Origin of the sequence: Bartonella capreoli (assembly GCF_902813205.1) — a bacterium.
Taxonomy (GTDB): Bacteria; Pseudomonadota; Alphaproteobacteria; order Rhizobiales; family Rhizobiaceae; genus Bartonella; species Bartonella schoenbuchensis.
The window spans coordinates 1-14,427 of the sequence record NZ_CADDZX010000010.1; the positions used below are offsets into that span (position 1 = coordinate 1).

General features: G+C 39.2%; 4 protein-coding genes and 1 tRNA gene. All 5 read right to left on the minus strand.

Annotated elements, in window-relative coordinates; translation table 11 throughout:
* Positions 1-175 (minus strand): hypothetical protein (locus J7R05_RS09655; RefSeq protein WP_425490165.1); only part of this gene is annotated, 175 nt, incomplete at its 3' end.
* Entirely contained in the window at positions 159-1,169 is a 1,011-nt protein-coding gene (locus J7R05_RS06305; RefSeq protein ID WP_208541654.1) for a hypothetical protein, read from the minus strand. The genes J7R05_RS06305 and J7R05_RS09655, both read right to left, overlap by 17 nt.
* Positions 1,170-1,501: 332 nt before the next feature.
* The gene (locus J7R05_RS06310) at positions 1,502-6,835 is read right to left on the minus strand and encodes a YadA-like family protein (protein ID WP_208541655.1); all 5,334 of its coding nucleotides are present in this window, start codon (positions 6,833-6,835) and stop codon (positions 1,502-1,504) included.
* Positions 6,836-7,824: 989 nt separating this feature from the next.
* Complete coding sequence (locus tag J7R05_RS06315; RefSeq protein WP_208541656.1) at positions 7,825-12,099, minus strand: Vomp family autotransporter; 4,275 nt, start codon at positions 12,097-12,099, stop codon at positions 7,825-7,827.
* A 2,006-nt stretch (positions 12,100-14,105) separates the two neighbouring features.
* Positions 14,106-14,195: transfer RNA gene (locus tag J7R05_RS06320), tRNA-Ser, on the minus strand.
* Between the last annotated feature and the right edge of the window lie 232 nt (positions 14,196-14,427).

Genomic DNA, 14,427 nt, shown 5'->3' on the forward strand with positions numbered 1-14,427 from the left:
CAGCACCAACTATATTTTCTATTTTCTTATCTGTATATTTGTTTGCGTCTGCAAGAACAACGCTCATCTGTTCTTTCAGTTGACTACCATTGACTGCTTGTTTTGAACCTTTTTCAATTTTACCATCCGCAACATTGTTAATGAGCACAAGTATATCATCAAAGTATATCATCATCAGTATCTGCTAAAGTGATACTATTGATTTTGTTGCCCTGTTTATCTTTATCATAGGTAATAACCTCGGCAGTAAGAGTGTTAACTTGATCAATCACATTATCAACTTTGTTTTTAAGACTGTCAATCTCCTCATTCATCGCCCAAAGTTGACTATCTGTGATTACATCTGTGGAATCCGCTGCAATTACACCCTCCGCTACATCAGTGATCTTACCAGCCTGGCCACCGTGACTAGCACTATAAGCATTTTTGTCATCATCCCAATTTAAACTATCGGAACTCACTGGAGAACCCATCTGATTTTCAATTTGCTCAATACGGTCATTGAAACCAGACATACTGTTATTAACAGCCTCAAAAGCTTCAACTACATTATAATTTTCTTTCTTTCCCCCCTCACCTACACATAAAGTTTTCTCACCTGGCTTACAAAATATCTCGCCAACGACCCCCCTAGTCTGCATTTTAACAACATGTGTACCCGTTGTATTGACAGACCTCGTATTAACAGACCCGTTGATGGTATTATTTTCTTCTAAAAACCAATCTTCTGCGGCTACATCAATTAAAGAACGTACACTTGTACTCGGTAATGCATTGACTGATGCATCAGCCCTACAACTACTCTCAAAGGAATAACCACCAGAACCATCAGAAAGCCGATTAGCAGTCAATTTCTTATACTGCTCTTTATTACCTGATGATAAACCACGACTAATAACTTGGTCCACCCCACAAGAATGACCACCATTAGCCACCCCAACACGCCCACCAACACGCCCATGAGCAACATTGGCAGAAATCACACCTGCACTTACACTTTGAACTGTCAACCCCGTTGAAGAAAGATGAGAAGCAAAAACTGGAGAAACGCTCGACAAAAGCCCAGCCATTACTGCCCCTAATGAAACAGCTCTAACCAAAGATACCTCAGAAAGAAACCTTTGAGCATTGAAGCTTTTGTTTTTGGGAGCGATATGTACTTTTTTCATAACAAATCTTTCAAAAATAAAAAAACATCAAAAAAAATGCATTTGAGCCATTTAAAAGTCACAATTGGGCGCTATTTAATTTGATAATGGGTTTTGTGTTGCAAAAAAACATACAAACAAACCATAAAGCGGAACCAATTTCGTAGCTAAAAAACAAAAAAAGTGGTTTTTCAGCTTTCAAATAAGCTTTCGTGTCAACAATAATTAGTAAGGAAAAGAGGTCTTTAACATCCTATCCTTACAAAGGGTGTGTAAATTTAAGGGTGTGTGGTTTTCATAACAAATCCTCCAAATAAAAATTTAGGCCTGTGAGACATTACAAGGAGGATTTATTACTTTAATATTAAACTTAAGCCTGCTCCTATGCCCCAATGACCACCTGCAGTTGTGGCGGATAGATTAGAGCGGATACTTCCATCTTCAGATGTATAACCAGCACCAAAAGCGAAGGCAGATTGGCCGTGCCATATACCACTACCAAATGCAACACTGAATTTACCAGCTGTACTGTTGTAACGTAAGTTAGATACGGCCAAACCGATAGCTGCTGCTTGTCTTGCTTCTTTTTGAGCTTTTTTGATTTCAGAGTTTAAAGTGTTAAACTTCATATCAGTGTAAGCGTTGGCTTGTGTTGTGATATTGGTAGGTATATTTTTTATATTTTGTATTTTTTCATCTGTATATTTGTTGGCGTCTGCAAGAATAATGTCCATTTTTTCTTTGGTGTAATCATATAGCTGACCACCATTGACTGCTTGTTTTGAACCTTCTTCGACTTTACCATCCGCAACATTGTCAATGAGCACAGGTGTATCATCATCAGTACCTACTAAGGTGATACTATTGATTTTGTTGCCCTGTTCATCTTTATCATAGGTGACAATCCCACCCATAAAAGTGTCAACCTTGTTTTCGACCTTGCCAAATTTTTCATTCGTCTCCCAAAGCTGATCACCTGTGACCATATCAGTGGAATCCTTGCTAATGTCACCATTGGCCACATTGGTAATCTTACCAGCCTGACCATTATGGCTAGCGCTATAGGCATCTTTGTCGGCACCCCAATTTACACTATTAGAATACTGATTTTCAACCTGTTGAACACGATCATTGAGACCTGATATACTAGTGTTAACAGCACCAAAGGCTTCAGCTACATTATTATATGTCTGTTCTCCATTCTGACCTTGCGCACCAAAGTTTGTAATCATAAATGTCGGCTCTTTCCATTGGCCATTATAATCAGCGCCCCCACCAAAATACTGCGCTATCGTGGTGTTTATCTCATAAAGCTGCGCACCATTCACTGCTTGTGTTGAATGTTCTGAAATATCTCCATTAGCTACACCTGAAAGTGTTCGAGGTGCTTTTTCATTATTGGCAATATTGATCTCCGCACCTTCTGTTTCAGCGCTAACAGTAATTAGACCAGTATCTGGGTTTTGCTCCACAAAGCCGTTATCTACCACACCATTACCTGCCGCGCTATTCGCTACATCGTCAATTTTATTAGCAAGCCCTGTCAGTGAAGTATCAATACCCTCAAAGGCAGAGGCAATATTATCATGCTCCTTATCTTGAATAGTATACTTCGGAGCCGTACCGTTCAGAACATCTGCACCACTTAAATAAATATTAAGATTCTTATTAAAGGTTGCTATATTTGTCTGCGCATTCTCAGCACCGCTATTCAACTTCTCAATGCTTTGAGCTAACTCATAAAGCTGCTTACCTGAAACCGCATCTTTCGAGCCTTTTGAAACATCTCCCTCCGCAACACCGGAAAGGACACGAACTGTTCCTTCACTGTTAGTAATGTTAATCTCAGTACCATCAGTTTCGGCACCAATCATGATCAGATTCGATACAGGATCCTGCGTGACAAGCTTCTCACTCTCCATTCTAGTTTCAAAGCTACTTGTCGCTTCACCAACCTTTGCAGAAAGGTCTGTCAATTTCTCACCAACACCCTCAAAGGCAGAGGCAATATTATCATGCCCTTTACCCTGAATGCTATAAGTGGGAGCTGTTCCCTTCAGTACATCTGCGCCACCACCTAAATAAGCATTCAGATTCTTATCAAACTTGCTAATATCCCCCTGCACATCCTTAGTACTACTACTCAACTTCTCAATGCTTTGATCTAGCTTATAAAGCTGCTTACCTGAAACCGCATCTGTTGACTGTGCTGAAACAGTTGCCTCTGCAACGCCAGAAAGGACACGAACTTTTCCATCCTGGTTGACAATGGAAATCTCCTCACCATCGACATCCTTACCAATCGTGATAACATGAAACTCATCTTGTTCGACAAGCTTCTCATCCTCAAGTCTCGCTTGTACACTCTCTTGTGCACTGACAGCCTTCACTGAAAGATCTTTAAGCGAACTACTTACACCCTCAAAAGCTGTTCCAATATCAATATACCCATACTTCTGAATGATATAAGTGGGCGCTGTTCCCTTCAGTACATCTGCACCACCACCTAAATAAGCATTCAGATTCTTATCAAACTTGCTAATATCCCCCTGGACACTCTTAGCGCTGCTATTCAACTTCTCAACATTCTGAAGGGTCTCATAAAGCTGCTTACCTGAAACCGCATCTGTTGACTGTGCTGAAACAGTTGCCTCTGCTACACCAGAAAGGACACGAACTTTTCCTTCATTATTCAAAATGGAAATCTTATCACCATCGACATCCTTACCAATCGTGATGATATTCGTATCTTTCTCTTGGGATACAAAATCATTATATATCAACGTGCCATCTTCCGCACTGTTAATCTGCTTAGAAAGCCATGTCAGCTTTTCATCTACACCAGCAAAGGCAGACGCAACACCTGTACGCTCTTTATCCTGAATGCTATAAGTAGGTACCTTACCTGAAAGTATATCCGCCTTTCCTCCTAAAGACTTCGTAACGTTCTCATTAAACTCTGTGAGATTATGCTGCACTCCAGACACTGTCTTAGTCAACTTCTCAGCACTCTGCTTAACTCCATGAAGTTGTTTACCTGTTACCGCATCTGTTGAAACATCTGAAACAGTTCCTTCTTCCAAGTTGGTAAGTTTGCGTAATCCTTCACTACCGATAATGGAGATCTTATCACCTACTACCTTGGCACCAATCGTGATTTTTGAATCTTGTTGCAATACAAGGTGACTACCTATCGTACTCGTAGCTTTCTTAACATCACTCAAAAGAGACGTCAGCTTTTCATCTACACCAGCAAACGCAGAGGCAATACCTGTACGTTCTTGATGCTGAATTGTATAAGTTGGTGCCTTACCTTGTAATACATTTGCCTCTCCTGCTAAAGACGCATTAATATTCGTATCAATCTTTGTTATATTATCCTGAATACCCTTAACGGCGCCTGTCAGTTTCTCAACATTCTGACTGGTCTTATAAAGCTGGTTACCTGTTACCGCATCTGTCGAACCTTCAGTAACAGACCCATCTGCTAAACCGGTAAGTTTGCGAACTCCTCCCGTATTGTTGGCAATAGAGATCTCACTACCTTCTACGTTCGCACCAATCGTGATCAGACCCGACTTATCTTGCTTTACAAGGCTGTTCTTTTCTACATCGCCAATTTTACCAGAAAGAACCGTCAATGTATCATTAACACCAGCAAACGCATCTGCAACACCTGTACGGCCTTGATCCTGAATTTTATACGTCGGCTGTTGACCTTTCAGTACGTCTGCACCACCACCCAAAGACTTCGTAATATTCTCATTAAACTTTGTGATATTTTGCTGCACACTAGACACTGTCTCAGTCAATTTCTCAGCATTTTGTTTAACATCATGAAGCTGCGCACCTGTTACTGCATCTGTCGAGCTTTCAGCAAGTTCCCCCTTTTCCAAGTCGGTAAGTTTGCGTACTCCTTTACTACCGGCAATAGAGATTTCGCCGCCCTCCACTTTGCCTCCAATGGTGATCTTATGCGACTCATCTTGTTCTATAAGGCTATTACTTATTATGCCCGTTACATTACCAATCCTATCAGAAAGAGTCGTCAGTGTATTATCAATACCTTTAAAGGCATCTGCAACACTTGTATGGTTTTTATCCTGAATTTCATACTTCGGAGCTGTTCCCTTCAGTATATCTACACTACCTCCTAAATATTCAGATACATTACTACCCAGCTTATAAAGCTGCGCACCTGTTATTGCATCTTTCGAACCTTCAGTAACAGCCCCATCCTTCAAACCAGAGAGTATTCGAGATGCTCCTTTAATACCGGAAATTATAACCTCATCGCCCTCGATTTTCTTACCTATAGTGATAACCTTCGACTCTTCATCTTGCTCAACAAAACTGTGACCCTCTATAAGCTTAACCTTATCAGAAATATTCGTCAGATTTTCATCAACACCCTTAAAAGCCGCTTCAACACCTGTATAGCTTTGTTGCTGAATTGTATAAGTTGGTAGATTACCTTGTAATACATTTGCCCCGAATGCTAAAGTTGCATTAATAATCGTATCAATCTTTGTTATATTATCCTGAACACCCTTAACGGTACCTGTCAGTTTCTCAACATTCTGACTGGTCTTATAAAGCTGGTTACCTGTTACCGCATCTGTCGAACCTTCAGTAACAGACCCATCTGCTAAACTGGTAAGGACGCGAACTTTTCCTCCCTGGTTGACAATGGAGATCTCACTGCCTTTTATATTTTTACCAATGGTAAATCGATTCGATTGTTTATCTCGCTCTACAAATCTGTCTACTTTGATATCTCCTACGCCTTCAATCTTCCCAGAAAGCTCTGTTAGTTTACCATCAACACCGGCAAACGCATCTGCAACACCTGTATAGCTTTGTTGCTGAATTTCATACGTCGGTGCCTTACCTTCTAATACATTCGCACCACCCCCTAAAGAAAGATTAACACCATCATTAAGCTTTGTGATATCTTCTTTCACAGCCGCAATACTGCTCTTCAACTTATCAATCTCTTTCTGCATCCGAGGCTGTGGACTATTTACTGCTTCTGTTGATTTGTCTGAAAGGTCTGTGGACGCTACATTATAATTTTCTTTCTTTCCCCCCTCACCTACACATAAAGTTTTCTCACCTGGCTTACAAAATATCTCGTCAACGACCCCCCTAGTCTGCATTTTAACAACATGTGTACCCGTTGTATTGACAGACCTCGTATTAACAGACCCGTTGATGGTATTATTTTCTTCTAAAAACCAATCTTCTGCGGCTACATCAATTAAAGAACGTACACTTGTACTCGGTAATGCATTGACTGATGCATCAGCCCTACAACTACTCTCAAAGGAATAACCACCAGAACCATCAGAAAGCCGATTAGCAGTCAATTTCTTATACTGCTCTTTATTACCTGATGATAAACCACGACTAATAACTTGGTCCACCCCACAAGAATGACCACCATTAGCCACCCCAACACGCCCACCAACACGCCCATGAGCAACATTGGCAGAAATCACACCTGCACTTACACTTTGAACTGTCAACCCCGTTGAAGAAAGATGAGAAGCAAAAACTGGAGAAACGCTCGACAAAAGCCCAGCCATTACTGCCCCTAATGAAACAGCTCTAACCAAAGATACCTCAGAAAGAAACCTTTGAGCATTGAAGCTTTTGTTTTTTGGAGCGATATGTACTTTTTTCATAACAAATCTTTCAAAAATAAAAAAACATCAAAAAAAATGCATTTGAGCCATTTAAAAGTCACAATTGGGCGCTATTTGATTTGATAATGGGTTTTGTGTTGCAAAAATAAACATACAAACAAACCATAAAGCGGAACCAATTTCGTAGCTAAAAAACAAAAAAAGTGGTTTTTCAGCTTTCAAATAAGCTTTCGTGTCAACAATAATTAGTAAGGAGAGAAAACCTTTAAGAGCTTATCCTTACAAAGGGTGTGTAAATTTAAGGGTGTGTGGTTTTCATAGCAAATCCTCCAAATAAAAATGTTAAATAGTATATGTGGGCATCGAAAGTTATTTAGTCGCCATTAGATTAAGTTTAGTTGTTGTTAGCTTAAAAGAGTGTGTGTGCTTTATTCAAACAAAGGGAAGTGATGGTGTTGGATCTTTGAAAGAATAAAGTTGTTTAGGTGGGTTCTTAATAAGCGTTAGTGAAGAATCTTTTTCTCTTTAATTTGTTGGGATGTTTAAAGAGAGAATATTTCATTTTAAAAAGCGTTATTTAGAAAGCTAAACGTAACTAATGGGATAGGTGTGTTATTTGTATCTCCTTAATTTAAAGCAATTAACCTGAGCGCAGTTAACCTGAGTGCAGTTAACCTGAGTGCAGTTAACCTGAGTGCAGTGGTTACTTTTAAGTCTTTTTGGAAAGCGACTTGGTTTTATGTTAAAGGGTGTACACGGACTAGTAAATAGAAAATAAGGTGCTTTAGCTTCACTTTTTTAGACTGAGTTCTTGGTAAAAATTGAAATGTGTTTTATTTCCAAGTGAATCTATGGGGTAAGTTGCTGTGGTTTTGTGTGGTTTTTTGTAATAATATATCAAAAAAGCTGTGGATAAGTTTTTCCTTTCATAAAAATGTCTTTTTTATTTAAGTCGTTTTATCCAAATCACATCTTTGATGTGTGGTTATATTAATTCTTGATATTACGTTATTAATAATGTGGTGTTATTAATTCAGTGTAAAGCTTATTCCTGCTCCTACACCCCAGTGGCCTCCGGAGGTGGTAACGGAGAAGTTGGAGCGGATATCTCCATCTTCGGATGTATAACCTGCACCAAAAGCGAAGGCAGATTGGCCGCGCCATACACCACTACCAAATGCAATACTGAGTTTACCGGGTGTATCATTATAACGTAAGTTAGATACGGCCAAACCGATAGCTGCTGCTTGTCTTGCTTCTTTTTGGACGACATTAATCTTATAACTTAAAGCATTAAACTTCATATCGGTATAGGCATTAGATTGTGCAACAGCATCACCAACTATATTTTCTATTTTCTCATCTGTATATTTGTTGGCATCTGCCAGAGCAAGTTGCGTTTGTTCTTTAACGTAACCATGCAACTGACCACCATTGACTGCTTGTTTTGAGCCTTCTTCGACTTTACCATCCGCAACATTATCAATGAGCACAGGTGTATCATCATCAGTACCTACTAAGGTGATACTATTGATTTTGTTGCCCTGTTCATCTTTATCATAGGTAACAACCCCATCAGTAAGGGTGCTAATACCACTAATCATATCATCAACCTTGCCTTCAAGGTTGTCGATCTTCTCATTCGTCGCCCAAAGTTGATTACCTGTAACTGCATCAGTAGAACCCTGTGCAATTGTACCATCTGCTACATCGGTTATCTTACCAACTTGACCATTATGGCTAGCATCGTAAGCATTTTTATCATTATTCCAATTTAAACTATTAGAATTCACTTGAGAACCTGTCTGCTGTTCAACTTGCTGAATACGGTCATTGAGACCAGACATACTGCTATTAACAGCACCAAAAGCTTCAGCTACATTATTATACGTCTGTTCTCCATTCTGACCTTGCGCACCAAAATCCGTAATTGTAAATGTTGGGTCTGTCCACTTTCCATCCTGATAACCAGCTCCTCCACCAAAATAAGCTGCTAACTGTTTATTTAGCACATAAAGTTGATTACCTGTTATCGCTTCCGTCGAGTCTGCAGTAATCTTCCCATCTAAAAGAAACTTTAGTTTGTTGTTTCCTGCTACCCCTCGCCCTTCTCCTTTATTCACATGAAGCGCAACAAAGGCTTCCTCCTTATCACTCCAAAATAAAGCATTCTCCTTAACCGCTGTAGTATTTGTATTGATATTGTCCTGCAACTTCGTCAGTGAAGCATCAACACCAGCAAAGGCAGCTCCAACATTGTTATAGCTCTGTTTTTGAATAGTGTAAGTTGGTGAAACACCCTCTAGTATGTTGGAATCACCACCTAAATACTCTGAAATATTCGCATCAAGGGTTGTGACATTCCTTCCAACCTCCAATATAGTGTTGTGCAAATTGGTAACACTTTGCTTGACTCCATGAAGCTGTGAACCTGTTATCGCTTCTGTCGAACCTTCTGAAACATCTCCATTTGCTAAGCCAGTAAGTTTCCTAGATTCTCCATTTTTATTAGCAATAGAGATCTCATTACCACCTGTTTTGGCACCAATAGTGATGAGCTCAAATATAGAATCTTGCTGAACAAGACCATTATTCAACACATTTGCAACACCATCAATCTTACCAGAAAGCTGTGTTAATGTATCATCAACACCAGCAAATGCAGCTCCAACATCATGATGATCCTTCTCCTGAATTGTAAACGTTGGCGCTGTATCTGCAAGTATGCTTGCGCCCCCACCTAAATACTTATTAATATTTGTATCAAGCTTCGTCACATTCTCCTGTACACCAGACAATGTGCCTGTCAATACATCAAAGCTTTGCTTGACTTCATGAAGCTGCGAACCATTAACTGCATCTGTCGAGTCTGCAGTAACTTCCCCATCCTTCAAACCAGTAAGCTTTCGAGATGCTCCATCACTGTTGTTAATTGTGATCTCACTGCCCCCCACTTTAGCACCAACGGTGATCTTATGCGTCCCTGGCTCTTGCTGAACAAGGTTGCTACCTACCACATCATCAATTCTACTAGAAAGCTGCGTTAATGAAGCATCAACACCAGCAAATGCGGCTCCAACATCATTATGAGTCTGTTTTTGAATTGTATACGTCGGTACTGTATCTTCTAGTATGTTGGCATCTCCACCTAAATACTGAGATATATTACTGCTCAGTTTATAAAGCTGCGCACCATTCACTGCCTCTGTCGAGTTTGCAGAAAGCTCTCCTACCTTCACTCCAGAAAGCACCCGAGATTCTCTGTCTTTATTAGCAATGGAAATCTCACTGCCTTCAACTTCACTACCAATTGTAATCACCTTCGTTCCTGAATTTTGGTGCACAAGAATGTTCTCAACTTTACCAAAAAGCTGTGTCAGTGCACTATCAACGCCCTCAAAGGCACTACCAACATTACCATGTTCATGACTTTGAATTGTATAAATTGGTGCCTTATCTGTCAGTATATTTGCACTACCACCCAAATACTTCGAAATGTTCGTATTAAGTTTTGTGACACTAGTATCAAGACTTGCCACTTCCCCTTCAACTTTTGATACAGTGCCACCTAGTGTCTTAACACTTTCATCCACCTTATAAAGCTGAGCACCGTTAACTGCTTCTGTCGAATGTGCAGAAAGATCTCCATCCTTCACTCCAGAAAGCACCCGAGATTCTCCTTCACGGTTGGTAATTTTAATCTCAGCACCATCGGTTTTGGCACCAATGGTGATCCGCCTTGTTCCTGAATTTTGCTCTACGAGAATGTTGTCTACCACATCGTTAATTTTTCCAGAAAGCCGCGTCAATGAAGTATCAACACCTGTGAATGCTTCTCCAACATTATTATACTCTTGGTTTTGAATTGTATAAGCCGGTGCCACATTTTCTAATACGTTTGCATTACCCCCTAAATACGTTGCAACCGTACTGTTCAGTTCATAAACTTGACTGGCATTGACGGCATCTTTTGACCCTCTAAGGAGAATTCCATCCGCCACACCCATAACTTTCATATCCGAAGCATTGATCCCAGCAACAGTCACTGACGGACCATTCACAATAAGTAAGCCAGCGTCTATTAAGCGGACATTTCTTGTCCAGACACTCGTCAGTACAAGTTCCTTATTCAAATCAAACGTTATCCTATCACCACTTTTGACAATCTTAATATTGTTACTTCCAGCAACTAAATCGAGATTACTGTCTTTATTAACTTTTGTAGCATTTTGACCGTTAACAGAAAGTCGCCAAGCACCACCTTCTTCTTCTACCCATGTTTTTAATGCTTTCAGCTGGGCAACATTCACTGCATCAGTCTCTTTAAAACCAGCGGCTACTCCTGTAATTTGTCGTGTTTTTCCACTGTTTACATCACCAACACTAACTGCACCTACAGTACCTCTCCATATCGGTGACGTTTCCATTGAAGCGATGCCACTTCCAGGATCATAACCTGAAACCCATTTTCCAACTTCGGTTTTAGAATCATCACCTAAAGCAACACCGCCCTCCACAGATGACTGTGCACCATAACCAATAGCAGTACCTAATTTAGCATCAGCAAAAGAACCTATGGCTATTGCCTTCATTTCCTTCGCATTAGCAAAAGAACCTATAGCTATTGCCTTCATTCCCTCCGCCTTTGCGTAATTACCTATTACAATAGATTGTGACTGGAGAGCCTGGCTTGAAAAACCTAAAGCAACAGAACCACCATCCTTAGCCCATGCTTCTCTGCCAATTGCAACGTCCTCTCCGCTCTCTGCATTCGCATTTGAACCTAGCTGAGTACCAATACCTCTCAAAGTAAAACTATTAAAATAACCCTGTATTCCCTCTGACGTTTCGGTAACTTGTCTCATATTCACACCAGCAGCAATAGCGCGAGACATAGCATCTGTATCAGCAATCCAAGTAACTGGTTGAATTACAGAACCATCAGGATCACAATTGATAAATTGTTGATTAGCGCTCAATTTCTTATACTGCTCTTCTGCAGATACTTTCTTACTTGATGATAAACCACGGCTAACAACTTGGTCCACCCCACAAGAACGATCACCATTAGCCACCCCAACACGCCCATGAGCAACATTGGCAGAAACCACACCTGCACTGACACTTACACTTTGAACTGTCGACCCTGTTGAAGAAAGATGAGAAGCAAAAACTGGAGAAACGCTCGATAAAAGCCCAGCCATTACCGCCCCTAATGAAACAGCTCTAACCAAAGATACCTCAAAAAGAGGCCTTGGAGCATTGAAGCTTTTGTCTTTTGGAGCGATATGTACTTTCTTCATAACAAATCTTTCAAAAATAAAAAAACATATTTGGACATCAAAAAGTCATAATTGGGCGCTATTTGATTTGATAATGGGTTTTGTGTTGCAAAAATAAACATACAAACAAACCATAAAGCGGAACCAATTTCGTAGCTAAAAAACAAAAAAAGTGGTTTTTCAGCTTTCAAATAAGCTTTCGTGTCAACAATAATTAGTAAGGAGAGAAAACCTTTAAGAGCTTATCCTTACAAAGGGTGTGTAAATTTAAGGGTGTGTGTTTTTCATAGCAAATCCTCCAAAATAAAAATGTTAAGTAGTATAGTTGGGTATCAGAAGTTATTTAGTCGCCATTAGGTTAAGTTCAGTCGTTGTTAGCTTAAAAGAGTGTGTGTGCTTTATTCAAACAAAGAAAAGTAGTGGTGTTAGATCTTTGAAAGAATAAAGTTATATGAGGGGGTTCTTGATAAGCGTTAGTGAAGAATCTTTTTCTCTTTAATGTGGGGGTGTAGAATATTTAAAGAGAGAATATTTTGTTTTTCAAAAGCGTTATTTAGAAAGCTAAACATAACTAATGGGCTGTGTCTGTTTTTTGTATCTCCTTAATTTAAAGCAATTAACCTGAGTGTAGTTAATCTGAGTGCAGTGGTTACCTTTAACTCTGTTTAGAAAGCAACTTGGCTTTATGTTAAAGGATAAGGGGGTATATGTATAACGAGCAAAAAATTTAAAGGGGGTGCTTCATTTTTTCAAAACGAATTCCTAGTAAAGTATTTTTCGTAATGCACTTATTCTTAAACTGAAGCTGGCCTTGTCTTGTAGGTGTTTGTTGGGATATTTCGTTAAATAAATTGGGGTGTTTTTCAATTTCTGTTTAATGAAATAAATGGTTTATAGGGGGTTAATTTGCAGAGTAGTGTAATTATTTGAGAAATTTTATAATACTGTGTTAGTAAATGTCTTTTGTTTGGAGGGGACGTTAAGAGTTTTGGGTAGATTTGTTTATCAACAATACCAGTAACTATTGAATGTGGTTGTTTCTGTGAAATCTCTCTCTTACGAAAACTGTTTACAAATAAACTTAGCTATGCTGGTGCACTTGAAATAAGATCTCTTCCCATCTCAACAACTTCCTTCTTTGTTATGTTCGGTCCATCAGTCATCACAATAGTTCCAAATGTTAGCAATACTAATTAGCTCTACTGTTACGGAAGTAGACATTTTTTTGATATAGATTTTGGCTGTGATATCTTTTCTATCACCCTCAATGGTTATATATAAGGTGCTTCTTCATAACCATTTCCATTCTCCTTAATGCAGGCCCACTTCTCCTTCTGAAATACTGGCTCTTGTCTCAACATCTCCTGTTACTTCAACAGAAGTTTGTGTATAATTGCTGCCTTGTAACTTTTACAAAACTCACACCAGAGAGTGTTTGTAAGTAAACCAAGAGCAGTCAAAATGTGTAGCGTTTGCCTAACAAGTAGATCGTGCTCCTATTAAAAAACGTGAACACCTTCGTAAGAACAAGAACCATCAGCGTTATGGTGAAAAATCGTAACGAATAATATTATTCATTTAAAGATAGAAAAAACGCAAACTCCAAACAGATGTTCTTCTTCCCATCTTACCTAAACCAGTAAAAGCACTTGGAATTGATCCTATGGGTGATGAAACATTCATCAGCAACAAGTAGAGCAAGAAACTTATCAAAGAAACCTCCTTGGTAACTCGCTTAGAAAAGCATGTAATGCAGCAAATATTTAAAATCAGCTTATAGATAAAAAACACAACCTATAATAAAAGCTAGCTCATACAGAGGTAGAGGTATAATTTTACGCATAGAAGCAATTTTGGGTGAATAGCAAAAAACGGCGTCTCTTTATAAAGAGTGCTAACCACAAAAACTAATTATTGAATCAATTAAAAACTACAAAAAGGCAAGAGATAGCATCTGAAAAACTTAATAAAATCAAAGCAATAAAATTTCTCTAACTTCTACATAACTATTTGATTTTATTATATTTTGGCGGAGAGAGAGGGATTCGAACCCTCGATATGGTTTCCCATATACACGCGTTCCAGGCGTGCGCCTTCAACCACTCGGCCACCTCTCCAAAGGTTTGCACTATATTCAGAAAGAAATAACCTGCAAGCTTAAATTATATACTTTAAGCAATAAAAAATTACTTTATTCATTAAAACAATGCTGAAATAGATACAAATCATATTTTTTGATTTTATTATTGCAAAGAGAAAAGCGCCTCACCTAGGCCCTTAAATGGGGCTAGAAAGGAAAGCGTTTTTCCCTCTTTAAGCTGATAAGAAATGCGCACATTGCTACTCTTA

Coding starts and splice junctions, on each gene's coding strand:
- J7R05_RS06305 (WP_208541654.1), bottom strand. CDS start 1,169: ATGAAAAAAGTACATATCGCTCCCAAAAACAAAAGCTTCAATGCTCAA.
- J7R05_RS06310 (WP_208541655.1), bottom strand. CDS start 6,835: ATGAAAAAAGTACATATCGCTCCAAAAAACAAAAGCTTCAATGCTCAA.
- J7R05_RS06315 (WP_208541656.1), bottom strand. CDS start 12,099: ATGAAGAAAGTACATATCGCTCCAAAAGACAAAAGCTTCAATGCTCCA.